General features: G+C 56.1%; 16 protein-coding genes. 9 read left to right on the top strand and 7 right to left on the bottom strand.

The genetic code is table 11. From position 1 onward, the window contains the following. The first annotated feature begins 12 nt into the window (after positions 1-12). Together Mag101_RS15055 and Mag101_RS15050 are read left to right on the top strand one after the other, a co-directional pair. A complete protein-coding gene (locus Mag101_RS15055; RefSeq protein WP_077406817.1) occupies positions 13-5,643 on the top strand; it encodes a DUF748 domain-containing protein in 5,631 nt (1,876 codons plus the stop codon). A gap of 121 nt (positions 5,644-5,764) precedes the next feature. After that, complete coding sequence (locus tag Mag101_RS15050; RefSeq protein WP_077406814.1) at positions 5,765-6,394, top strand: hypothetical protein; 630 nt, start codon at positions 5,765-5,767, stop codon at positions 6,392-6,394. Positions 6,395-6,432: 38 nt separating this feature from the next. Here Mag101_RS15050 and Mag101_RS15045 read toward each other — a convergent pair whose 3' ends face one another. Continuing rightward, entirely contained in the window at positions 6,433-7,968 is a 1,536-nt protein-coding gene (locus Mag101_RS15045) for a cryptochrome/photolyase family protein (protein ID WP_077406811.1), read from the bottom strand. A 118-nt stretch (positions 7,969-8,086) separates the two neighbouring features. Then, positions 8,087-8,539 carry a DUF2214 family protein gene (locus Mag101_RS15040; RefSeq protein ID WP_077406808.1) on the bottom strand — a complete coding sequence of 151 codons (453 nt, stop codon included), beginning with the start codon at positions 8,537-8,539 and terminating at the stop codon, positions 8,087-8,089. Positions 8,540-8,774: 235 nt separating this feature from the next. On the opposite strand from Mag101_RS15040, the gene parC reads away from it, so the two are divergent. The 3 genes from parC (at position 8,775) to Mag101_RS15025 (ending at position 14,428) form a co-directional block, all read left to right on the top strand. Then, positions 8,775-11,024 (top strand): DNA topoisomerase IV subunit A, encoded by a 2,250-nt coding sequence (gene parC / locus Mag101_RS15035; RefSeq protein ID WP_077406804.1) that lies wholly within the window; start codon positions 8,775-8,777, stop codon positions 11,022-11,024. 265 nt (positions 11,025-11,289) lie between these two features. After that, positions 11,290-13,074 carry an amidohydrolase gene (locus tag Mag101_RS15030; protein WP_198040002.1) on the top strand — a complete coding sequence of 595 codons (1,785 nt, stop codon included), beginning with the start codon at positions 11,290-11,292 and terminating at the stop codon, positions 13,072-13,074. Positions 13,075-13,123: 49 nt separating this feature from the next. Then, the gene (locus tag Mag101_RS15025; protein WP_077406798.1) at positions 13,124-14,428 is read left to right on the top strand and encodes a carbohydrate porin; all 1,305 of its coding nucleotides are present in this window, start codon (positions 13,124-13,126) and stop codon (positions 14,426-14,428) included. A gap of 133 nt (positions 14,429-14,561) precedes the next feature. On the opposite strand, the gene Mag101_RS15020 is transcribed toward Mag101_RS15025, so the two are convergent. From Mag101_RS15020 to Mag101_RS15010, 3 genes are all read right to left on the bottom strand, one after another. After that, positions 14,562-14,987, bottom strand: a complete 426-nt coding sequence (locus Mag101_RS15020; protein WP_077406795.1) for a DUF2147 domain-containing protein — start codon at positions 14,985-14,987, stop codon at positions 14,562-14,564. Positions 14,988-15,139: 152 nt separating this feature from the next. Next, positions 15,140-16,657, bottom strand: coding sequence for a protein adenylyltransferase SelO (locus Mag101_RS15015; protein WP_232325045.1), 1,518 nt, complete (start codon positions 16,655-16,657; stop codon positions 15,140-15,142). Beyond that, on the bottom strand, positions 16,612-18,111 hold the full coding sequence (locus Mag101_RS15010; protein WP_077406789.1) for a Ppx/GppA phosphatase family protein: 1,500 nt from the start codon (positions 18,109-18,111) through the stop codon (positions 16,612-16,614). Before Mag101_RS15010 ends, Mag101_RS15015 begins: the two co-directional genes overlap by 46 nt. Before the next feature lie 81 nt (positions 18,112-18,192). Here Mag101_RS15010 and ppk1 point away from each other — a divergent pair, with 81 nt between their 5' ends. After that, positions 18,193-20,334 carry a polyphosphate kinase 1 gene (gene ppk1, locus Mag101_RS15005; RefSeq protein ID WP_232325044.1) on the top strand — a complete coding sequence of 714 codons (2,142 nt, stop codon included), beginning with the start codon at positions 18,193-18,195 and terminating at the stop codon, positions 20,332-20,334. Here ppk1 and Mag101_RS15000 read toward each other — a convergent pair. Together Mag101_RS15000 and aceK are read right to left on the bottom strand one after the other, a co-directional pair. Further along, positions 20,331-20,840: a hypothetical protein gene (locus Mag101_RS15000; protein ID WP_077406783.1), complete on the bottom strand. Its 510-nt coding sequence runs from the start codon at positions 20,838-20,840 to the stop codon at positions 20,331-20,333. The genes ppk1 and Mag101_RS15000 overlap by 4 nt on opposite strands. A 108-nt stretch (positions 20,841-20,948) precedes the next feature. Further along, positions 20,949-22,709 carry a bifunctional isocitrate dehydrogenase kinase/phosphatase gene (gene aceK, locus Mag101_RS14995; protein ID WP_077406780.1) on the bottom strand — a complete coding sequence of 587 codons (1,761 nt, stop codon included), beginning with the start codon at positions 22,707-22,709 and terminating at the stop codon, positions 20,949-20,951. 67 nt (positions 22,710-22,776) lie between these two features. On the opposite strand from aceK, the gene Mag101_RS14990 reads away from it, so the two are divergent. From Mag101_RS14990 to Mag101_RS14980, 3 genes are all read left to right on the top strand, one after another. Further along, a complete protein-coding gene (locus Mag101_RS14990; RefSeq protein ID WP_077406777.1) occupies positions 22,777-23,385 on the top strand; it encodes a MarC family protein in 609 nt (202 codons plus the stop codon). 113 nt (positions 23,386-23,498) lie between these two features. After that, positions 23,499-24,509, top strand: coding sequence for a protein-methionine-sulfoxide reductase catalytic subunit MsrP (gene msrP / locus Mag101_RS14985; protein ID WP_077406774.1), 1,011 nt, complete (start codon positions 23,499-23,501; stop codon positions 24,507-24,509). Next, entirely contained in the window at positions 24,509-25,117 is a 609-nt protein-coding gene (locus tag Mag101_RS14980) for a protein-methionine-sulfoxide reductase heme-binding subunit MsrQ (protein ID WP_077406771.1), read from the top strand. The genes msrP and Mag101_RS14980 overlap by 1 nt, the downstream gene beginning before the upstream one ends. The last annotated feature ends 27 nt before the right edge of the window (positions 25,118-25,144 follow it).

Raw genomic sequence — 25,144 nt, 5'->3', positions numbered from 1 at the left:
CGCTGAGATTTGATGGCCAAACCAACGTCCAATTCACCGCCCGTATCACCGGCTCGGCAGCCTGCTGGCAGCGGTATACCCCGACTGCTGTGGACGCTGGTGATTCTGCTCGTGGTTGTGGCGGTATTGAATCTTTTTGTCTCGATTTTTGTGCCCGGTATGGTGCAGCGCTGGCTACAGGCGAGAGGACTCGAAGCGCGTATTGAATATGTGAATGTGTCGCTGCCACGGCTCCACGCGCATCTGCGCAATGTAGAAATGCGCAATGAATTTGAGCGCGGCTTTCGTGTTCGTGAAATGTCCCTCGGGCTCAGTTGGTGGGCTCTGTTACGCGGCAAAATTCGCGTGCGGCAGATGGACCTGCACGGCGCCTATATGGATCTGGAGTCCCACCCCGGGAAAATACATGGGCGCGTGTGGGAGATTGGTGGCTGGTGGCTCGATGAAGGGCCCAAGCGACCGAAAAACTGGCGCCTGGAGTGGGCCAATGCCACGGTACACGACAGCGTGGTCTGCTATCTCCATCGGCCTGAATGGACCAGCCCGACCTGCTTCCGCATCGGAAAAATGCAGGTCAAGGAATTCTTTGTCAGCGCATTTCGCGAAGCGCAGGAGCCGCTGAATTTCGATATTGGCTCTGAGCAAATGATAGTGGACAACCTGCTTGCGTGGGATGAACTGCCAGGCAATGTTTCCCAATACAGTCTCGGTTACCAGCCTCCCGCGCAGGACTCTGCGCGCCTACCGTCTGCAGAAGAAAATCCGACGGTTGCCCTGGTGCACTTGCACACCAATGACGTGCATTTTGACCGGCCAGGGAATCACTTCACGATGGCCGATACTCACGCGCGCAAGTTTGCAGGCTGTTCACCGGCACGCTGGGCGGAAGCGATCCCCGCGCTTGACCGGATCAGTGGGCATTGCGGCAGTGCACGTCGACTGGACCTTGAGGAAAGCGGGCAGTTTTCTTTCGGCAAAGAGGGTGAAATATCCTGGCATCGTCTGAGCGGGGAAGAGGTTCGCCTGCGCTATCAAAATCGACAGCTGCCGAACTGGCGCGCCGAAACCATCGCCATCAGCAATTTTGACTTTGTGCGACCAGACAAAACGCTGGCATGGCAGAGTGGTACCGCGCAACGCTTCTCATGGTGCCCCAATGCCTGGCGCAACGACCAACAACACTATTGTGTCACCGCGGGTACGCTGAACCTGCCGGAAGCTACGCGTTTTGCCTGGAGCGATGGCTTGGGCATGGAGATCAATAACGGGGTGCTGTCGGAAGGTGAGATCGAAGATCTGGTCGGCACAGCACCCCACCCAGAGCCACTAAAAATCAATGAGCTGCACATTGGCGCATTGCAGTATCGCAACAAAAGCCGTCGCCTTGGCCTGAGTGATGCGTCATTGGATGTGGCCAGAGGATGTTTGCCGGGGCTGCTGTGGGATACCCCCGATCAGTGCGTGAATCTATCCCAGCTCAGTATTGGTGAAGCCTTCTCCATGCAGTTTCCGCGCAAGGTGGCGCACAACGGTTGGCCAGCGCAAGCCTGGGCGCTAGAGAGCGGTCCGCTGTCTCTTGCGCATGTTCAGTTTGAACAAAGGCCACAGGCCGCCGCCATGGGAAGTGCGGGCCCTCGGCTGGGAGACGGTGCCGAGTTAACCCAGTTGGACTGGGCGCGCCTACAGATTACCCCTGACAAAAAAGAAGTGCTTGCAGACGACTTTTCGTTGCAGTCTTTGTCGGGTTGCGCACCCAATGGCTTGTTGCCCGATCGCTTTTCGCCGCTGTGCGCGCGCTTGGTGGCGCTGAACGGGGCGGGTAATTTTATTTTTCGGGCGGACTCCGCTGTCGATGATGCCGATACCCAGAACGAAGGCGGGCTGCGTCAGGATGGCGGAAATGCGCTACCCGCGTCCCCGTATGTCATCCTCGGCGAGTTCTCCCTGGAAGAGTTGGTATTCGACGATCATCTTGCTGCAACGAGTGAGCAGCAAACCGGTGTGGTTCTCACACACTTGCGTGCCGGGCCGGGCTTGTTCAAGCGCGGTAACAACCTGCTTGAGCCGGGCGAGTACTTCGCCGCCGGTGAGGAATACTGGTGGGGCAGTGAAGACAGCACCTTTGCCGCGACGGAAGTGATTGCCGGAGACGAAGGTCGCGAAAAAGGCGCACTGCAGAATGACGCGGGGCAAAGTACGGATTCGTCCACGGCAACACGCGGGGAAGCCGCCGCTATCGGCAAGTACCTGCGCACCAGTAGTACTCAGGTGGAGCTGGAGGCGATCGCCCTGGAGAGCTTGCAGGGCTGCCTACCTGGGTCCTGGCAGCGACTGGTGGCTGCGGAAAATGCCAGGGGCGATGCAGAGGCAGATGCAAGGAACGATGCTAGGCATGATGTGAAAGGGGGAGTGCCAGGCGGGCAGCTTACCCCAAGTTGTTTTGACATTCGCAATCTGCAACAGCAGCAGCCGTTGCAGATTGCATATGAACGCCGTTCGCGCATGCCACAGGGTGATCAAGAGGGCAGTGCCTTTCGCTTCAAGCTGGATGCGGCAGCGCTGAATCTGGATCACGCGATCGTCCGCAGTGCCAGTGGCAAGTCACTTTTGTCATTGGCCAGCCTTGCGTTGCCGGAAGCGGAAATTCGGCTTCAGTCGCAGCCTGCGATGGCACATTTCAATTTGCCCGGGGCATCTCTCGCCGGTGCGGCCTTTTGTCTTTCGCCAGAGCGTTGTGTGGAATTGCAGGCGCTGGGTACCGGTGACATCTTCACATTGAAGTATTGGGGCGATCGCTTTTTTGCCGACTTGAACCAGCTCGCGCTGGAGCGCTTTTCTCTCACGGGCCAAAGCAGCGATTTCACTGCGGATATTCGCGAGTTGTCCAGTCTCTCCATGCGTGTGGACTTGCCCCCTGTCGCTTTTGCTCAGGCGGACTGGAACTTCGATGCATTGCAGGCATCGAGCATCAACATTTGCTGGCCCCACAATGCCGATCCCGAGCGGGGGTTACCCCAGTGTGTGCGCAGCCGCGATCTTTCGTCCCGTGGCGACGGCATCACCGTTGGGCAGGTAGCGTTGTATGGCGACCAGTCAGGGCCACCGCAGCTGGACCTGGCGCAGCTATCAATAGCCAATGTGGGCTTTGTGCAGATGGGTGGGCGACGCTCGCTGGCGCTTAACCTGACGGATTTACGACTTAACGCGTTGCGCGGTTGCGGGCCGAAAGATTGGTTGGCGGCATCGCAGTTGCGCGGCGACCGCAGCGCTTTCTGGGCGGGCTGTCTCGACTGGGGCGTGATTGCACTGACTGGCGACAACTTGATTTCACTGGCCGGCGGGGCGAACGCAGGCAGCGGACACGAGCGTTTGCGGCTGGGGCCGCTACAGGCGAATGAATTGCGCTTGTTGCCGGCGTTGAATCAAAAGCCGTCGCTGGAACTGGCGTATTTGCAATGGCGTGGCCTGGCCTGGCCCGGTGGCGGACGGTTACGGGTCGCAGATCTTGATGCGCAGGGAGGCGCCGGTTGTCTGCCCTCAGACAGCAGTAAAGGTGGCCGTGCGAAAACCTGCATTCGAGTGGGGCGACTGCAGGTCCCCGGTGAACAAACCCTGGTGGTGGGTGAGGCAAATGTCGCCTTTCGCAGTACTGGCCATATCACCGTCAGTGATTTTTCACTGAATCAGGGGGCGACCCGGCGCGTTGGTTTTGATTATCTGGATGTCGACGAACTGGTAGTGGCTGCGGGTACGCTGTCGGTTGCCGAGGGGGAAATCGCGGGCTTGAGTGGCTGCCTGCCGGAAATGCGCTTTGCCGAAAAATCCCTGGCGCCCTGTTTTGACGTGGGTGCGATAGTGCTGCATAGCGGGCATCGTATGCAGTTGAGTGACCTGCGCAACCCACAGTCCATGCGGAAACTTCGCCATGTATCCGTCGACGGGTTGCGGGTTACGCAGTCGGACTTCCCCGCAGACCTACCGGCGCCGCTGTTGATGGTGGAGACACTGCAGGCAGACCTGATCGGGTTTGGCGATGGGGAATTGGTGAGCGACAACTTACACCTTGGCAATGTGCACGGCTGCCTCCCCAAGGGCTATGTACCCGGTGTGCGCTATTGTCTGGAACTGCAGGACTTCAATGCGTCTGGCCGATTTGATTTTACCCGGCGCGAACTGGTTCTGGATCTGGCGCAGGCGCACCGCCTGGGCATCAATGACATCGGCGGTGACCGACTACTGGAGCTGGAGTTCGCCGAAGCCCGGCAAGTGACCTATGCCAAAGAGCGTACGGCTGTATTGTCCCTCGAAGTCGCCAACAGCAAGTTGTTTCAGCGAAATCCGCGCGCGCCAGAGTTTGTGAATTACCAGTGGAATACACAAATTCAACACTTGAGTCTCGCGCGGTTCGTATATCAGCCCGCAGAAAAACATCTGGCGATTGATAGCATCAATCTACTCAGGCCCCGCAGTATATTGGCGCGCGATATCGAGGGCGACCTCGGTGCCTGGGAGCGCTTTCGCGACCGCACCCCCGAGGCGGATCGTTACCAGTATCGACGCGGTGATATCGCCCGTGAGGCGAACCGTTTTCGCTATCGCATTCGCGAAATCTATGTAGACCAGGGCACCTTTCTGTGGCTCGACGAGAGTGAGCGCTATCACGCGAAATTACCGGTCCGGCACATCAATGTATTGTTGCGTGGCGCGAGCAACTATTACGAAGATGAAGCGGCAACTCTCATCCTGAGGGCCAGCCCCGGCGGCTTTAGTGAAATGCACCTAGCTGGTCATATCAATCTACTTGAGAATAATCACTGGGATGGTGGCTTGTTGGGATATGTCGAGGGGGCGAACCTGATTCCGGCTACACCGTATATCGCACGCCTGCTAGGTTACAAAATTTTGCAGGGTCAGCTGGATGCTGTGCTCACACTATCGGTCGCGGATAACAAACTCGATGCGCTGGCGAAAATGGGTTTGGAAAAAATAAAAATACGCCGGGTAAAAGATACCGATCACCTCGAAATGAAAAGAAGCTTTATTCCTCTCAGCTTTGCCCTCGCTTTGCTGAAAGACGGCAATGGCGATGTGCGTATCAAAATGCCGGTGACCGGTGATCTCTACGATCCGGACTTTAACTTCCAGTTTGTCTTCAGCGAACTGTTACAGCGGGCGATTCTCGAGTCTCTGTTCGCTTACTTTACCCCCATCGGATTCTACAGCCTGGCTAAATTGGCCTGGGACCGTTTCCGCGCCGAACGCTTCGATGACCTGCTGTTTGCCCCCGGGAGTGACCAGCTTAGTAGCGAAGCGATGGCCGAGTTAAACAGTATGGTGGGCACAATGAAAGATAACCCGAAAGCGCGACCGGGCATTTGTGGTGTGGCCACGATGCAGGACTTGCACGCGATGTTCCCCCACGAGACACAGGTGATGGGTGCATCGCGCGAAACCGCTCGCGAATTTTTCCGCGATCCTCCGCGCGGCATGCGCGAAGAGCTATTGGAACTGGCCAATCGTCGCAGTCGCAATGTGCAGCTGTTTTTGATTGAGGCCGGGCTCAGTCAGCAAGACTTTATCCAGTGTGCTCCGGACTATATCGGCACCAACAGCAAAGCCCCGCGTGTAGAGTTCTCGAATTAATGGGCCGATCAAGCACTGGTTGAAAGTGGAACCAATCTTGCGTTTTTGGTCATTCGCCCGTCTAATTGCTACCCCGCAGTTTGCGGGTCTAATAGCAATATAAAACTGTTTTGGGGGAAATATGACCAAATATAAGTGGCATTGGTTAGCTGGCGTGTTGGCCTCGGTAATGGCGGTGAATGCCAGTGCGGAAGAGATGCCGATGGCCGAGGTATCTGAAAACTACTATCAGGGCAGCTGGAGCCTGCATGGCGAAATATTTAACTTCGACGCCGATGTAGCTCGTGTTGACGGCGTAAGCGATTCCGGTTTTGGTCTGGGAGCGGGTTATTCTGGTGAATATGGCCTGTTTAATTTCAATATCGGTGCCGGTGCGATTCTGGTAGACGACAAGGCCGAATTTTCGCAGTACGTAGAGAATGAGTGGAGTGGGGATCGTTCCACAGAAGATTCTTCAATCGTTGCATGGAATCTGAATGTAGATGCCGGCGTGCAATATCCACTGAGCGAGAGCCGCAAATTCTTGGTTGGCCTGAATCTGGGTTATCGTCATCTGGATATGAGCCGGCAGATCGCGGGTTGCAGCAACTGTTACAGCGAAGATATCGCTATTAGTGGCGACACCTACCTCAAGCCGTTTGTAAAACTGGCGTTTACTGACCGCGTTAGCGGCACCCTGTCCATGTATCGCTATGGCGGTGACGAAGGTGTGGATAATTCGGTTCAGTTTCAGGTGAACTGGAATCGATAAAAGGACTCACCTGCCGGGCGGCACGGTCCACGCGCCGCCTAGAACTTATCCGGATTCTGAATGATCTGCCTGGCGCGCGTGCGCAGGGCTTTGCGATCGGCATCTGACATCTTGTCCAGTTGATGCAACATCATCGACATACGCGGGTTGTGGGCCAGTCGTTCGCGCTTCTCTTCGATAAAGTGCCAATACAGACTGTTAAATGGGCAGGCCTCATCGGAGGTGCGTTCTTTTACATTGTACCGGCACGACTCGCAGTAATTACTCATCTTGTGAATATAACTGCCGCTGCTCACATAGGGTTTGGTGGCAACCAAACCGCCATCGGCAAACTGGCTCATACCCCGGGTGTTGGGCATCTCCACCCACTCGATAGCATCGATGTAAATACCCAGGTACCAGGCCTCTACCTGGTCTGGGTGCACCTGTGCCAGCAGCGCGAAGTTGCCGGTAATCATCAATCGCTGAATGTGGTGGGCGTAGGCATTGTCCAGGCTGTTGCGGATGGCGTGGTGCAGGCAGTTCATTTGCGTGTTACCGCTCCAGTAAAACTCGGGTAGCGGCCTGTGGTTGTGCAGGCGATTGCAGCGGCGATAGTCGGGCATCGCTTTCCAGTAGATGCCCCGCATATATTCTCGCCAGCCGAGAATCTGCCGAACGAACCCCTCGATTTGACTGATATCGATTTCAGATTGGTGTGCACGCCAGTGCGCGATGGCTTTATCGATCACTTCCTGTGGGTGCAGCAGCTTACTATTTAGCGCGAAACTGAGGCGGCTGTGGAACAGGTATACCTCGCGATCGTGCATGGCATCCTGATAATCACCAAAGTGGGGTAGTAGCGCGCTACAAAAATGCCGCAGCACCGCCAGTGCATCTTCCCGTGAGGTGGGCCAGCTGAATTGCTGTGGGTCGATAGCGCCGATGGTTTTAACCCCGCAATGTTCCAAGCGCGCGACAGTTGCGGTTACGTTTTTGCGGAAGCCGCGCGCGTGCGGGATTTCCGGTGAGCCGGTCCACTTCTTGCGGTTGCTTTGGTCGAAGTTCCACTGCCCGCCCTCCGGTTCGCCCGCGCTGGTCAGCAAGATGTCATGCTGCTTGCGCATATGGCGATAGAAGCTCTCCATCAGCAGGGTTTTCTTGCCTTCGAAGAATTTGCTAAGTGCATTGCGTTCGGTGAGGAAATGTTCGCTGTCAAACACCTCGGTGGGAATGCTCAGGTCGTCGGCCAGCTGCGCAAGTTGCTGGTCGAGCCGGTATTCGTCGGGCAGCTGGTACTGGAAACAGGCGAATTGATGCTTGGCAACGAGCCCGGCGATATTGGTGCCGAGGTTCTGTGAATTCTCGGGGTGATCCAGGGTGTAGTGGATAACATTTTTACCGCGCACTTTAAGCCATGCGGCAAACTCGGCCATCGCTTCAAAGAACGCCACCACTTTTTGGATATGGTGGCTGGCGTAGTCCGTTTCCTGGCGCATTTCCGCAATGAAGTACCAGGTCTCAGCATCATCATCGCGGTACCAGGAGTGGTTGTGATTGAGCTGGTCACCGAGAACCAGTCGGAGTCTTTTCACCCGTGCACCTGTGAGCAATATCTGAGGTCAGAATAGTTGGTGTTTTGCTCTGGTACGAAAATTGTGGGGTTTGGATGCCTTCTGGGCGGCGTATGGCTCTCAGCGGGCACAGGCGGCCTCAGCCAAAGTAGCCGATACCCTTGGCCATAAGCGCACCGCACAGGGCCATGCCCACCAATGCCGTTAGCTCGGTGTGCACGATAATACGTAGCCAGCGGCGGCGCCGTTCCGGCAGTTGTGGCTGCTGCCCGCGGGCAATTTCCCGGCGCCAGGCGAGAAATTGCAGGGTGGGGACGGCCGACAGCGTGGCGGCGAGGGCGAACAGTGCCAGCTTCGCGTGAAACGCCGCATTGTGGAAATAGTAGTCAGCGCCCTTTTCAAAGTGATACACGCGCAGCAGGCCGACAATCAGCAGGGCCACGGCGGACGCCCCCACGATTCGGTCCACAATCCCTAATTTGCGCGCGCTCTGCACAGTAAGAGGTTGCCCCAGGACCACCAGCTGTACCGTCAGGGTGACAGCGAGGGCCAGGAACGCAAGGTGGTGCAGGAAGGCGAAGAGCGCGGGCATAAGTGGTTTCCATACCGGTGGCGGCGCCAGTGACCGCGGTTGTTTGGGCCTAATCTGAGCCTGATTTGGGTCTAGTTTGGGTCTAGTTTGGGCGTCGCTGCGTATTTAGCCGTATTCCCCTGCGACCTGCAAACTGGTGCAGATGTGGACAGGATCTTTGAACCGCTCGTCTGTGTCGGCCATAATCCCCCTCTTATATTTACCTGTCCCCACAGAATAACGAGACTCTCGCAGTATGACCGAGCCCTCAGTCTACGAAGCTTCCGAGCGCCAACACCTGGCGGACTATACGGAAAAGGCGTATCTGGACTACTCCATGTACGTGATTCTGGACCGCGCCCTGCCGAATATCGGTGATGGTTTGAAGCCGGTACAGCGCCGTATCGTCTACGCCATGAGCGAGCTGGGCCTCAAAGCCAGCGCCAAATACAAGAAATCTGCCCGTACCGTGGGTGACGTGATCGGTAAGTACCACCCGCACGGGGACAGCGCCGTATACGAAGCCATGGTGCTGATGGCGCAGCCGTTTAGCTACCGCTATCCGCTGGTGGATGGCCAGGGTAACTGGGGCTCCCCGGACGATCCCAAGTCCTTCGCTGCCATGCGTTACACCGAATCGCGCATGGGCAAATACTCTGAGGTGCTGCTGTCCGAGCTGGGTCAGGGCACCGTGGACTGGCAGCCGAACTTTGACGGCACCATGGACGAACCGACGGTGTTGCCGGCACGGGTGCCGAACATCCTGTTGAACGGTACCACCGGTATTGCGGTGGGTATGGCTACAGACATTCCGCCACACAACCTGCGTGAAGTGGTTAATGCCACCATACACATGCTGGAAAACCCCAAGGCCACGGTGAGTGACCTGTGCGAGTTTATCCACGGTCCGGATATGCCCACCGAGGCAGAGATCATTTCGCCGCGCGCAGATATCCACAAGATGTACGAGACCGGCAAGGGCTCGGTGAAAATGCGTGCGGTGTGGACCAAGGAAGACGGCGATATCGTAATCACCGCGCTGCCGCACCAGGCCAGTGGCTCCAAGGTACTGGAGCAGATCGCCGCGCAGATGCAGGCGAAGAAACTGCCGATGGTGGGTGACCTGCGCGACGAGTCAGACCATGAAAACCCGACCCGCCTGGTGATTGTGCCCAAGTCCAACCGCGTGGACCTGGAGCAGGTGATGAATCACCTGTTTGCCACCACCGACCTGGAAAAGAGCTACCGGGTCAATCTGAACATGATCGGCGTCGACGGTCGCCCGCAGGTTAAATCCCTCGACAAGATCCTGTCCGAGTGGCTGAGCTTCCGTACCGTTACCACTCGTCGCCGCCTGCAGTTCCGCCTGGAAAAGGTCGAGAAGCGTCTGCACCTGTTGGATGGCTTGTTGATCGCCTTCCTCAATATCGACGAAGTGATCGAGATTATCCGCACCCACGAGGAGCCGAAGCAGGAGCTGATGCGCCGCTTCGAGCTGTCCGAGGTGCAGGCGGAATACGTGCTCGATACCAAGTTGCGTCAGTTGGCGCGCCTCGAGGAAATGAAGATCCGCGGTGAGCAGGCGGAACTCGAGAAAGAACGCGATATGCTGACCAAGACCCTGGACAGCGCGCGTCGCCTCAAGACCCTGATCAAGAAAGAATTGCTGGAAGCCGCCAAAGAGTTTGGCGACGACCGCCGCTCGCCCATCGTCGAGCGCGCCGAAGCCAAGGCCTTCAGCGAGACCGAGTTGCTGTCTTCCGATCCGATTACCGTGGTGCTGTCGGCCAAGGGCTGGATTCGCCAGGCCAAAGGTCATGAAATCGATCCGGAATCGCTCAGCTACAAGGCCGGCGACGGCTTCCGTTTTGCCGCCCGTGGCAAGAGTAACCAGCCGGCGCTGTTACTCGACAGCAGCGGGCGCAGTTACGCCATTGCCGCACACACGTTGCCGTCTGCGCGGGGGCAGGGTGAGCCGGTATCCGGGCGCATTAACCCACCCTCCGGCGCCACCTTTGAAGGCCTGTTGATGGGGGCGGACGATCAGAAAGTCCTGCTGGCGAGTAATGCAGGCTACGGCTTTATCGCCAAGTACGCAGACCTGCAATCGCGCAACAAGGCCGGTAAGGCCATGTTGACCCTGCCCAAGGGCGCCAGTGTGTTGCCGCCACAGGAGATCGAAAACCCCGACGCGGCGCTGCTCGCGGCAGTGACCAGCGAAGGACGTATGCTGGTGTTCCCGGTATCTGAGTTGCCGGAACTGTCCAAAGGCAAGGGTAATAAGATCATCAATATCCCCGCTGCGCGCGCTGCCAGTGGCGAAGAAACTGTGGTGGGAATTGCGGTGCTCGAAGGCAAGGATCAGCTGTTGGTTCACGCCGGTAAACGCCACACCCGTATCAAGGTTTCCGAGCTTGAGCACTACCAGGGTGAGCGGGGCCGCCGCGGCAACAAACTGCCGCGCGGTTTCCAGAAAGTCGATAAGGTGGAAGTGGTTGAAAAGTGAGCCTTCGCGCACTGGTTGGCCGGTGTGAAAACTTCTGCCTGACGTAGTGAATACAAAAAGCCCTGCCCTAACCGGTGGGGCTTTTTTGTACCTGCACGCTCCAAAAAAATCTTCCACTATATTTAGGGCACTTCAGGTCGGAACAAACTCGTGAAGAGAATTTCGACGCCCGCAAGGCATGTGTTCGCTCCTGTCTGTACGTTTAATGTCACATGCTATTCGAGCCGGTAATTCGGTGACTGTTAACATAAAGTGTGCCACTGTCATGAGATCCAAGATACGCCAAAGCTGCTCTACTTACTTCCTCAAACTCTCGTTTATTAGCTGGATCTTTTTGTTTGGCACACTCACAAGTGCCGCGCCACAGCATGCTGATATCCTCTTCACTAACGGCAAAGTTTACACAATGAATCCGGCGCAGCCCTGGGCGGAGTCAGTCGCCATTACTGGAAACAAAATCACCTACGTGGGTGATGTAGAGGGTGCGTCCAAATTTGTTGGCGAGAAAACCAAGCAGATCGATCTAAAAGGTAAAATGTTGCTGCCGGGCTTTTTTAGTGCCCATGAACATTTGATTGCATCGGGTTGGATGGCGCTGGGCGCAAAGCTAGGCGAGGCCAAATCAAAATCTGACTACTTGGAAATTATTTCGAAGTATGCAGAAGACAATCCTGATGAAAAATTTATTCGAGGGTCCGGCTGGAATCCCGCGCTGATGGATGAACTGCCGACGGCCAAGGATCTCGACGCTATTGTTCCCGATCGTCCGGTGATACTCCTTGATTACACCATGCATGATATGTGGATGAACAGCAAAGCCATGGATATGGGTGGCGTCAATAAAGATACCGAAGATCCCGTTCCCGGGCTAATTGAATGGGTGCGTGATGAGAAAGGTAACCCTACGGGTTACGCAAAAGAGTTTGCATGGATGGACGCCTTTATCGATTCTGGTGCCTGGCAGGCAGACAAGATGATTGAGGAAAGTCAGCGCGAACTATACGACTTAGCTGCAAGCTTCGGCTACACAGGTTATATAAACCAGGGGCTGATCACGCCCAATATCAAGAGTCTTACAAGACATTTTGATGATCACAAGACTGCGCTGAAGCTATTGGATGAACAGCGGAAACAAGGCTCGCTAAAACTTCGTACTTTTATGCAGGTTCTGTACAAAACAGATGCGCAATCAGTCGATCAGTTGGTAGAAAATGCCAGAACTTTAAAAGGCATGTATGACACGAATTTGATTCGTGTTACCGGTATCAAGATACACCCGGAGGGAGTACATACCAGTCATGCCTCCGTTATGATTGAACCTTTCTCTGATAAACCAAGCAAGAAGGTGAAACGTGGTGTATCGGCACAGCGAACAGATGAAGTAATTAAAGCCGCGAATCAGGCTGGTTTAGATGTTTCGGTGCATGTGGATGGCTCCCAGACGGTGCGTGACACCATCGACTCCTTCCTTGCCTCAAAGAAAAACGGCAATGTCGATGCGCGTAACACCTTGCAGCATTTTACTGTTGTGCATCCGGATGACATGAAGCGCGTGCTGGAAAACAAAATTCCGGTAAATATCACGCCCATCTGGGCGACAACTTGGAGTGGGGGGATGGAAGCAACGTCTGCGGCCATCGGGGAAGAGCGGACTCTCAAGTATTTTCAGCAAATCAGGACCGCCATCGATGGCGGCACCAACGTAAGTATCTCTGCCGATGTACCCAGCACAAATCGAGAAAACATGGGGGCATTAACCCAGTGCGAGGCGGCCATAACCCGGAGGGACCCGTCAAACCCAAACGACCAGCGTGTGTTCCCGCCAATGAGCCAGGCAATCACGCTTGAACAGTGCCTGCAGGCGGTAACTTTGGGTGGCGCCTATGAGGCACGCATGGAAGACAAGGTAGGCAGTATCGAAGTTGGAAAGTACGCTGACCTTGTCATCTTGGAAAAGAATATTTTCGACGTGAAACCTTCAGAGATTGCCGATACCAAAGTGGTGGGTACTATGATGGACGGCAGGTTCACATTTCGTGATGGGCTCTAAGCGTGTTTCCTTGCTCTCCTGAAAGTTGACAACTGCGATATCTATCCGCATGAGGTATTGGCTGGAACATGCGTTTATCACATTCGTATTGATGGGGTGCGTTACTGCTCCTCTAGGGTTCGCGCAACCGAGCAAGCAGGCGACCGGCAGCACCACATATTGCGAGCGCCCATCACTATTTGACTGCCCCGGCGGCAGACGGCAGGCCGCACGTGAGGGTGGGGTAGACCTTGATCTTTGGCTGACCCAGTTCTCCCAAGGCATCACCGCGGGGGGCGGACACAAGAGTTGGCAGTATGGCGGCAAGGGCGATCTTATCATCAATGTGGATCTGGCCAAGGCCGGATTGTGGCGAGGACTTTCACTCAATGCGCATCAGGAATGGCTCTATGGCGAGGATGCGAACGACCCGGAGAGTGGGGCGCTATTTCCGTTCAATACCGCAATGGCCTTCCCCAGGCTCGGAGGGGGTGATCAGGAGCTGACACTGACGCTTTCGCAGAGTTTCGGCGAGCGTGGGGGGATTTCCATTGGCAAATTCAATATGCTCGACGCTGCGGCCAAGAAGCCGCTCACCGGCGGGGGTGGCCTCAATACCTTTTTGAATACCGCACTCGCGGCGCCCATTACTGGGGTCACTCCACCTTACCTGTTTGGGGTAATTGGCAAGCTGAAAGCCGAGCACGCGGGTTTTACCCTGATGGTATATGACCCACGCAATGCTCAGGATTACGACGTTATCCGTCATCCGTTTCGCGATGGCACCACCACCAGCCTCTCGGTAACTTTTCCGGTGACCATTTCAGGTCAAAAAGCGTTTTATGGCGTACGTGGTGTATACAGTTCAAAACAAGGGCTCGACCTCGCCACTATTCCGGCGCTCATCGATCTCCCAGAGGCCGCTGAATCGATCCTGACGAAAGATGGTTACTGGTACCTGAGTACGCGGGTGCAGCAATACCTTTATCACTATCCAGAAAGCCCGGATATCGGCTGGGGATTATTTGCGGAAGGGGCCATTTCCGATGGTAACCCCAACCCATTGAAATGGCACTTTATCGCCGGCCTCGGCGGGCAGGGGCTGTTTCCGAGCCGTACACAGGATCACTGGGGTATTGGCTATTTTAAATACGGCCTGAGTGACGACCTGGTCCGCGGTCTGGCAAAAGTTGGCGCGTCTATGCCCTTCGACCCGACATTTTTCATTGAAGATGAAGAGGGGTTAGAAGCCTTTTATAACCTGTTTGTGACACCCTGGCTGCGTATCACCGCGGACTTGCAGCGAGTGCATCCGCATGAAACCAGTCGTGACAATGCCACGGTTGGGGCGGTACGGGTACAGCTGCGATTCTAGTTAATTAACGCTGTCAGAAAGGACCCGCGATGCCTAGCGGATAAATCGTATCCAGCGTCACACCCATCGATCTACACACAAAAAAAGGAGGGCTCAGGCCCTCCTTTTTTATTTGGTGTTTACACCGTGTTTATCAGTCCGCAGGGTACCAGGTCTGGGTGCGGTAGAAGAAGCCCAGGTAGCCGCGCACCATCAGGTTGCCGCCTTCTTCCCACATCTTACAGTCGTATACCTTGCCTTTGACGGGGTCGAGAATCTGGCCGCCTTCGTACACATTACCTTTCTTCACCATGTTGGTAATGATGTCCATGCCGACAACTTTCTTGCCCTTGTTGGCGCCGGGGCAGGCTTCACACACGGTATCGTCCGGCTTCATCAACAGGTCCACCACGCGGCCGTAGTATTTGCCGCCCTTCTCGTAGATTTCCACGATGGACTTGGCTTGTCCGGTTTCATCGTCAACGGTTTTCCAGCGTCCCACCACATCGGCAAAAGCCAGCTGGGTGCTGAGCAGCAGGGCGGTGAATACGGCGGTCATGGCCAGGAAATGTTTTTTCATAAGAGCTTCCATCGCAAGTAATCAAAGCTGACCATAACATGTTTTCAGGTCACGCTCCGCATTGGGATATTTACCTTGTTGTAGAGAGTGTAGAACCTATCCCCTGGCACGCGGCTTCCGCGTGCGCGTTGTTTGGCGCAAATTTATTTTTCTCAGGAGGAGCAGCTGATCGGCAGATGTTTGCCGGACTCCGGTGGCGGTGCGGCCCACTCTTCGTGCGAAGTGTGTTCGTCAAATGGCGACTGCAGCAGGGTGAACAGGGTTTCCAGTGGCCCGTAGTCTTCCGCCTCGGCGGCCTCGATCACCTGCTGGGCAAGATAATTGCGCAGCACAAACTTGGGATTGGTACGCAGCATGTCGTGGCTGCGTTCGGTTGCCGATCTCTGTTCCTTTTGCAGGCGCTGGTCGTAACGGGAAAGCCAGGTGTCCAGAGCCTGATGCTGCGCCGGGGCAACCAGTGCGTGCAAGCTCGCTGCCGGCCGTTCACCGCAGTAGTGGCTGAGGGTGCGGAAGAACAGTGTGAAATCCACCTGCCCCGATTCCAGAATCTGCAACAGATCCGCACACAGCTGCTGGTCGCCATCGTCTTCAAGCGCAAGCCCCAGTTTGCGTCGCATGCGCTCGGCAAAGCAATCGACCAGCAGTGGCTGGTACTGGCCCAGGCAATCCTTCAGGGTTTCGGTATCCAGCAAGCTGGAAAATGCATGGGCCAGCGCATTCAGGTTCCACAGCACTACACCGGGTTGCGCATCAAACGCATAGCGCCCGGTGTGGTCGGAATGATTGCAGATAAACCCGGGTTCGTAATCGTCCAGAAAACCGTAGGGGCCGAAATCGAAGGTGTCGCCGATAATCGACATATTATCGGTATTCAAAACGCCGTGGGCGAAGCCCACGGACTGCCAGCCCGCCACCAGTTCTGCACTGCGCCGCACGGTAAAGCGCAGCAACGCTTCCGCCTGTTCCTGCACCGGATGCCCGCTCACTTCCGGTAAAAACTGAGCACACACATGCTCCACCAGTTTGTGTTGCGCTTCGAGCTGGCGGGTGTAGAACAAATATTCAAAATGGCCGAAGCGGATATGACTCTCGGCCACCCGGATCAGCGCCGCACCGGCTTCCATTTTTTCCCGCGCGACCGGTTCACTACTGGCAACGATACTCAGTGCACGGGTACTGCGGATTCCCAGTGCGGTAAGTGCCTCGCCGGCGAGATATTCGCGAATGGTTGAACGCAAAACTGCGCGACCATCGCCAAACCGGGAGTAGGGTGTCTGCCCCGCACCCTTTAAATGCAGGTCCCAGCGCTGTCCCTGATGTTCCACTTCACCCAGCAGTAGCGCGCGGCCGTCGCCGAGGTCCGGGTTGTAACTGCCGAACTGGTGGCCGGTATATTTCATGGCGAATGGCACGCTGCCCGGAAACAGCTTGGCGCCACTGGTGAGTTCTGCCCAGGCGGTATCTCCAACACTTACCGGCGGCAATCCCAGCAGCGCGATTACCGATGGGTTTACGTGGATGGTGCGGGGTTTTTCCAGCGGTGTTGGCGGTGTCGGGGTGCCAAATACCGGCCCCAGGTCCGAGTATTGGTGCTGTAGCTTGAGTGTGTTTGCGATGTCGGTACTCACGAGGAAATCAGTTTCACTTTTATCGATTTTTCTTCCCAGCATTCGACTTCCATATGCAGGAGATCCTCGATGGCCGGGTGTGCGTATAACCAGTCTTCAGGGGCCTGTAGTCGATAGCCGGGGCCATCCACGGAGAGTTGCAGGCCATCAATGGTGCGGTCAACATGATCCCGGTGCACGATACAGGCGAGGCGCAGGCACAACAATAAATCATTGTCGGGGTGGAACCCGTAGTGCTCGCGCACGGCTTTAATATCGCCGCGCTGGTTGCGCACCAGGTAGGCCAGGTTCTCCTGTTCGCTTTTACTGAACCCGGCCATGTCCGCATGCTCAATCATGTAGGAGCCGAGCTTGCGGAAGCTACTGTGCGACAGTGCCAGACCGAGTTCATGCAGGTCGGCGGCCCAGTGCAGTAGGCGCCGTTGGTTGACCTGTGCGTGAGGATTGAGCTGGCCGAAAAATTGCAGTGCAGTATTGGCTACGCGCTTTGCTTGGTCGCGATCAATCTCGCCGCGCTCCATCAGGTTATCGACGGTATCCGCGCGGTGGTCACCGCCGTGGGTGCGGCCGGCCAGGTCGTAGACGATACCTTCGCGAATGGCGTAGGGCGATATATGCATTTCCTGAATATTCAGTTCGCGAAATATGCCGTGGAGTATGGCAAGGCCGGCGGCAAATACCGGGCGGCGCTGCGGGTCGAGATTGGGCAGGTCGATTTTTTCGACGGTTTTACATCTGGCCACTTTATCCGCCAGCGCGTCAATATCCTCGCGCAAGATTGGCAGTAGTTCGCCGTCGTTTAGTACCCGCGAGACCGACTTCACGGTGCCGGATGCGCCCATCACCAGAGCATCGTCGGCAATATGTTGCAGCTCCTGCAGTTCCGCCTGGGCGGCACGTCGCGCGCGGATGAAATTGTTGTGTTTGCCGCTATCGATTTTACCGTCGCTGAAAAAGCGACGGTTGAAGGCCACGCAGCCCATGTTGACGCTTTGCAGTTGCCGCGGGACCTCCATGCCCCGCACCAGTTCGGTGGAGCCGCCGCCAATATCGACAACACAGCGCAAACAGGGCGGCCCTTCAGCGGCGGCCATAACCCCGGCGTAAATAAGGCGCGCCTCCTCAATACCGGAGATGATTTCGATGGGAGCGCCGAGGATAGATTCGGCCTCTTCGAGGAAACCGTCGGCGTGCGTGCTGGCCGCACGCAGTGTGTTAGTGCCCACTACACGCACTTTGTCCTGAGGCAGATCCTGGATCACCGGCGCAAAACGCCGCAGGGCTTCCAGAGCGCGCTCCGCCACGACCGAATCGAGACTGCGATCGGCACCCAAGCCCTCCGCCAGACGTACCATGGCGCGGTCGGTGTGCAGTCGTACCATGCGCTGATCGCGAAATTCAGCGAGCAGTAAATGGAAGCTATTGGAGCCAAGATCCAGTGCCGCGAAACGCTCATGGGCGACGTCTTGGCTGGCGGCGTCGACGGGGTCAATCATGGTTATCGTTGTCAAATGGTTGCAATAAAAATGTAGCAAACTGTTGGTCAATGAACTATGGCTTCAATGGAAGGTACTGTTTTGAAACCCAATAATCTTGCACTGTCGCCCGGCGTTGCGACCGCTCGTGAGCCCTGTGCAGATGCGCCTTCCCCGGCAAATGCAGTAAAGAGTATGGCAAACGACACCCCTTTATATCCCAAAGAGCTCAGCTGGCTTTCCTTCAATGCACGTGTGCTGCAGGAGGTAGAAGATGAAAGTGTGCCAATGATTGAGCGGGTGCGTTTTCTTGGCATCTTCTCCAACAATCTGGACGAATTCTACCGGGTTCGCGTAGCGGATGTCCGCCGCCTGGCCACTTTTACCAAGGGCAGTAAAAAGAAAGAGAGTTTTTCCGAACTGCTGATCAATATCAATGAAATGGCGGCGCGTCTGCATGCGCGCTTTGGCAACGCCTACAACAAAGTGCTGAAGGACCTTGGCAAGAACCATATCCACCTGATCAGTGAGCGCCAGCTTACGCCTAAACAGAGCGCATATGTGGAGGAGTATTTCCATCGCGAAGTATTACCGGAGCTGGAACCCTTCTTTATCGATGATCGCGATACCATGCCGCTGTTGAACGAGGCGAGTATTTACTTCGGTATTTACCTGGAGCTGGAAGACGGCAGCCTGCGCTTTGCCGCACTGGAAATCCCCACGGATATCCTGCCGCGCTTTATTGCGATTCCGCACCGGGAAGACAAGCAGGAGAAGGTCTATATCGTCCTGGATAATGTGATTCGCGCCTGTCTTGTGGAAGTATTCCGCTACGTGTTGCCGATCGAAAGAGCGGCCGCCTTTACCTTCAAAATCAGTCGTGATGCCGATCTGGAACTGGGTGAACATGTAACGCAGAACATCCTCGATCGTGTGGCGAAATCCCTGAAAAAACGCAAGCAGGCGGAGCCGGTGCGGCTGGTTTACGACTCCACCATGCCGGAAGTGTTGCTGCAGCTGATCAAGAAGAAATTGAAGATGGGGCGCTACGACAGCTACACCCCGGGTGGGCGCTACCACAACTCAAAAGACTTTATGAGCTTTCCGGCGGACAGCAAACAGCATACCTATCGGGCGATCAAGCCGCTGCCCACCTTGCCGGACAGTGCCAATATCTTTGACTGGCTGAACGAACGCGATCGCCTGTGTTATTACCCGTATCACGACTTTCGTGTGATTACGAAGCTGCTGGCATCGGCGGCCATTGATCCCAAGGTGCGCGAAATTCGCATCAACCTGTATCGCGTGGCAAAAAACTCGCGGGTCGTCGCTGCACTGATCAACGCGGTGCGCAACCAGAAACAGGTGACCGCTGTGGTGGAACTACAGGCGCGCTTCGACGAGCAGGCCAATATTCACTGGTCCAATGAGTTGAGTGATGCGGGCGTGGAGGTGATCTACGGGGTGCCCGGCCTCAAGGTACACTGCAAGCTGATTTCCATTGTGCGCGAAGAAGACGGCAGCGATCGCTATTACAGCCATTTCGGCACCGGCAACTTTAACGAAAGTACCGCGCGCTTTTATTGCGATTTCAGCCTGCTTACCAGCGATACGCAAATGGGGCAGGACGCCTACCGGGTGTTCGACTTTATCAAGCAGCCACATCTGCAGCCGGACTACCACTATATTTGGAGTTCCCCCCACAGCAATCGGCCGAATATTCTCGCGGCGATAGACCGTGAGATCGCCGCGGCCGAAGCGGGCATGCCGGCGGAAATATTCATCAAATGTAACAACCTGGTGGATCGCGAAGTGGTGGACTACCTGTATCGCGCCAATCTGGCGGGGGTGCGGGTGCGGATCATTGTGCGCAGTATGTGTGCGCTGCAGTGTGAACAGAAGGGGCTATCCGAAAATATTCAGGTGATTAGCCTGGTGGACAAGTACCTCGAGCACGCACGGGTTTATGCCTTCCACAATGGTGGTGACCTGCAAGTGTATCTATCGTCGGCGGATTTGATGACCCGCAATCTCGATCACCGGGTGGAAGTGACCTTCCCGTTACTGGCGGCGGAGCACCGGGAAACGGTGATGAACATTCTGGAACTGCAGTGGCAGGATAATCAGAAGGCGCGGGTGCTCGATGCGGAGCAGACCAATAGTCGCATCGCCAACCGCGACAGTAAGCGTAATGTGCGCTCTCAGGATGCGATTTACCGCTATCTCAAGAATCGTGCAGTTTAGTTCCTGCTAAATCCTGTGAGTTGGCCGTTGCTGAAGGAAAATCGGTAGCGTTCGCCGACCTTGAGCTTGTTGCGGCAGGCAGAACTGATGGTAATGCGCGGGAATTGGGGCGTGACTACCCAGGTAGAAAAGTCATCGCCGGGTCCGCGTCCAATCAGCCAGTAGTGGTCACCACCATCGCAATCGCTGAGGCTTTCACAGCTCTGGAAGCCCCACACATAGGCGCGGACATCAAAGTTGCCGGGCAGGTTGCTGGCGCGCTGGAAGGGGAAACGCGGATCGTTGGTGGTGACATACAGGTCGTTGAAGGGGAGTAGCTTGTAGCCCTTGGCGCGGGTGCCACAGCTGGCGACATGGTTGAACACCTCAGAGGTGGCTTGCTGGGGCTTGGCCTCGGCGGCTTTCGGCTTGCCGTCCATTTCGCTGGGGAGGTGGCCACAACCGGTTAATGTCACGCCCCACAAAGCCAGGCCCGCGCACAGTGCGCTACTGCTGAAATACCGCACTTCCTACCTCCTCGGTATCAATCCGCTCCTCTAACTATAGTCGCTGTTAGCGGGCTTTTTTCCCATCTGTGCGTGCACCGGGAGACCGGACAAACAGCGACTTTGAAGTCAGTGGTTCGATTTGCGCGAGGGACGCTTGAAGCGAATCTTGCGGCGATACGGGAAGGTGCTCTCCACGCGTCCGGCGCGAATACGCTCCTGCAGGCCCTGCCAGTAGCGATAGTCATACAGGTCACTGTGCTGGTCCTCGAAGGCCTTGCGCGCCACCGGGTTGCCAGAGAAGAACAGGCGGAACTCCTCGGGAAATACATCGGCCTCGTCGACCGTATACCAGGGGCGGTCGGCCAGCTCCTGCTCGGCGGTCTGAGGCTCGGGAATCTTGCGAAAATTGCACTCGGTAAGCGGACACAGTTCGTCGTAATCGTAAAACACGACGCGTCCGTGACGGGTCACACCAAAGTTTTTCAGCAGCATATCGCCGGGGAAAATATTCGCCGCCGCCAGCTGTTTGATGGCGTTGCCGTATTCCTCCATGGCCTCGATGGTCTGCTGGTCGTTCGCGTCGTCGAGATACAGGTTGAGCGGTTCCATGCGCCGCTCCACATACAGGTGTTTGATGATGATCCACTTGTCATCCACCTGCAGCTTTGACGGTGCCAGTTCCTGCAACTCCGCCAGCAGTTCCTCGCTGAAGCGGTTGCGGTAAAAAATAAAGTTGGTGTATTCCTGGGTGTCCGCCATGCGTCCCACACGGTCCGCGCGGGATACAAATTTGTATTTCTCTTTGACGATGGCTTCGGTCACCGTCTTCGGGTTGTCGAATTTGTCTTTGATCACCTTGAACACCACCGGGTAGGACGGCAGCGTGAATACACTCATCACCATGCCCTTGATGCCCGGCGCAATCACAAACTTGTCGTTGCTCGTCTTCATGTGAGCAATGACATGGCGATAGAACTCGGTTTTGCCGTGCTTGTGGAAGCCGATGGAGTTATACAGCTCCGACTTTTCCTTGAGCGGCATAATGGTGGACAGAAAGCGCACGAAGCGTGAGGGAATCGGCGCGTCCACCATAAAGTAGGAGCGGGTGAAACTGAAAATGATACTGGTGGAGTCGTTGTCGTAGATCAGGGTGTCGACAAAGATGCCGCCACGGCCATTGTTTAAACACGGCAGGATCAGTGGGATTACCTCACCGCCAAACATCAGTCGTCCTACCAGATAGGCGGCCTTGTTGCGGTAGAAAACCGATTCCAGCATGTCCACGCGCAGCTGGTGTTCATCATCAAGCGATTCCAGCTTTCCCGCCAGCGGCCCACTGCGCAGCGCATCGCAGACATTGCGCAGATCGCGCGCGGTATCCTCCCAGGGAATGGAGAAGCTGTAATCCGCCAGAATGTCTTCAATCATGGCCTCGAGGCCATGTTGACCGTTGTAGCTGATGTAAATGCTGTAATCGCGCAGTGGTTTTTCGTCCGGTGCGCGCGAGGATTTCACGAAGATATGGCTGTCGTGAATGTGTGCGTGCTGGAACTGGCTGCAGAACACCGAGTTAAAGAAGGTTTCGGCAATCTCGTAATTGTTGTTGTTGGCAATCAGCTGGCTGTAAGTAGCTTTGGCCTGACCCCACAGTTCCAGCTGCGTGGTGTCTTTACTGGTGACCGAATGCACCAGTTTGAGCACCTGGTTGGCCTTGGTCTTGTACAGGTCGATACGTTCCTTGTTGGTCTCGTGGACCGCGTCCCACGCGGCCTTTTCAAACCGGGCTTTTGCCCCGAGGGTCATATTCTGGAAATCCGCGAAATAGGCGTCAAAGCCATTGAGGATGGTTTTGGCGATGCGGCGCGCGGTCGGGGAATGGTTTGTCATGCACTAAACTCTGTTGGAAGCCTCTCCCATATTTTTCCGATACTAGCACGGGCTTGCAGGAGATCACTTGGACGATTGGCTCAGTAGCTTTGTCTTTTTCTTTGCGGTGATCGACCCGGTAGGTACCCTGCCGGTGTTTATTGCCGTGACCAGTCGCCACAGCGAATGGCAGCGGCGCAAGATTGCCCTGCTTGCGGTGGCAGTGGCCACAGGCATCCTGTTGTTCTTTTTACTGGCCGGTCAGTACCTGCTTGAAGCCATCGGTGTGCCGCTGTCCGCGTTTCAGGTGGCCGGCGGTATTGTATTGTTCCTGTTCGCGCTCACCATGATCTTTGGTGAGAGTAAGCCAGAGCAGGAAGTCGATATCATCCGCGAGGGCCACGAGACCGCGATATTTCCCCTGGCCGTACCATCCATTGCCTCCCCCGGCGCCATGTTGTCGGCGGTTGTGCTGACCGATAACCATCGTTTTGACCCTATTCACCAGGTGAATACCGCAACCGCAATGCTCGCGGTACTGGGTATTGTCTTGCTGCTGTTACTCACCGCGAACTGGATTTACCGCTGGATCGGCGATGCCGGCGCGAGTATTGTCAGTCGCGTGATGGGGCTGATTCTGGCATCGGTTGCGACCACCAACGTGCTGCTGGGTATTCAGCAATTCTTCATGAGCTGATCTGGCTTGTATTGCGTATACGGTCATTGAATTCACTGTGCACTGTAAGAATTCCCCCCTGTGCGCGACAGAACAACAGCAAAAACCCGAATTGCCAACCCGAGGATGCCACCGTGCTGATCAAGAAGCCCGCCCGCAGCGATTTGAGCGAAGCCCAAACTACGTCGGAATCCGCCTACGTTTCCCGCCGTAGCGTGATCAAGGGGCTGGCTGCCAGTGGCGTACTGGCCAGCGCCGGTGTGGGCGAAAAGGCCATGGGACTGGACCTGTTTGGTGGCAAAGATGAAGCGAAGCAGGCGCCGCTTAAACCGCTGGAGTTTACTCCGCAAAAACCGGTCCCTGATCTGGTGCTCACCCCGGAAGACAAGGTGGGCAACTACAACAATTTCTATGAATTTGGCACCGGTAAAACCGATCCCGCCAAAAACAGCCAGGGGTTGCGTACCGAGCCCTGGACTATCGAAGTGGGTGGGGAAGTTGAAAAGCCGGCGACGGTGGATGTGTGGCAGCTGATGAATGAGATCGGCCTGGAGGAGCGTATTTATCGTATGCGCTGTGTGGAGGCCTGGTCCATGGTAATCCCCTGGGTAGGGTTCGAGCTGGGCAAGTTCCTCAAGCGTTTTCAGCCGACCAGCCGTGCCAAATATGTGGCCTTTCAGACGCTCTACGACCCTGAGCAGATGCCGGGGCAGCGCAATCGCTATATCGGCGGTGGTGTCGATTACCCCTACGTGGAAGGATTGCGTATGGATGAGGCCATGCACCCGCTGACCATTCTCTCCGTTGGCCTCTATGGCAAGACGCTACCCCCACAGAACGGTGCGCCGATTCGTTTAGTGGTGCCGTGGAAATACGGTTTCAAGGGCATCAAATCGATCGTCAAGATCAAACTGGTGGAGCAGATGCCGCCCACCAGCTGGAACAAGATGCTGCCGCAGGAATACGGCTTTTATGCCAACGTGAACCCGGAGGTGGATCACCCGCGCTGGTCCCAGGCCAGTGAACGGTTTATCGGCCCCGGCGGCCTGTTTGCGGTGAAGCGCGAGCCTACCTTGCCCTTTAATGGCTACGGGGAAGAGGTCGCGTCCCTGTACCGCAATATGGATCTCAGGAAGTTTTACTAGTGGCGGCACGGTGGAAAAAGCCGCTTGCCATTCTGCTGCAGGTGGCGGTGCATCTCGGTGCCTTGCTGCCACTGCTGTGGCTGTTTGTGGCCATTAACCAGGGGCGCCTGGGCGGCGATCCGGTTAAAGAACTGATCCACTACCTGGGCATGGGCGCCATACGCCTGTTGTTGCTCACACTGCTGATTTCACCGCTGGCAAAAAGCCTGAACTTCGGCCAGCTGAACCGGCTGCGCCGGCCCCTGGGGCTCTGGTGTTTTGCCTGGGCAACGCTGCATTTCAGCGTCTGGCTGGTGTTGGAACTCGGCCTGGATTGGTCGCTGATCGGCGAGGAGATCGTCAAGCGTACCTATATCTTGCTGGGCTTTAGCGCCTGGTTGATTCTATTGCTGCTCGCGATCACATCGCTTCCGTTGCTGTTGCGAAAGATGGGGCGCAACTGGAAAAAACTGCACGGCCTGCTGTACGTCGTGACTGGTTTGGTGTGCTGGCATTTCTGGTGGTCGGTAAAAAGTGGCTGGATCGAGCCGGCGATTTACGCAGCGATTGCCGTTGGTCTATTACTGTGGCGCCGCCAGGCGCTGCTGCGATGGATCAAAAGTTTTTGAGGTGTCCCTAGCCCGCGGTGCTCTTTC

It is taken from the genome of Microbulbifer agarilyticus, from assembly GCF_001999945.1.
In the GTDB taxonomy this organism is placed as follows: domain Bacteria; phylum Pseudomonadota; class Gammaproteobacteria; order Pseudomonadales; family Cellvibrionaceae; genus Microbulbifer; species Microbulbifer agarilyticus_A.
The sequence above is the reverse complement of the archived record's forward strand: the minus strand, read 5'-3'. Positions and strand labels throughout refer to the sequence as shown.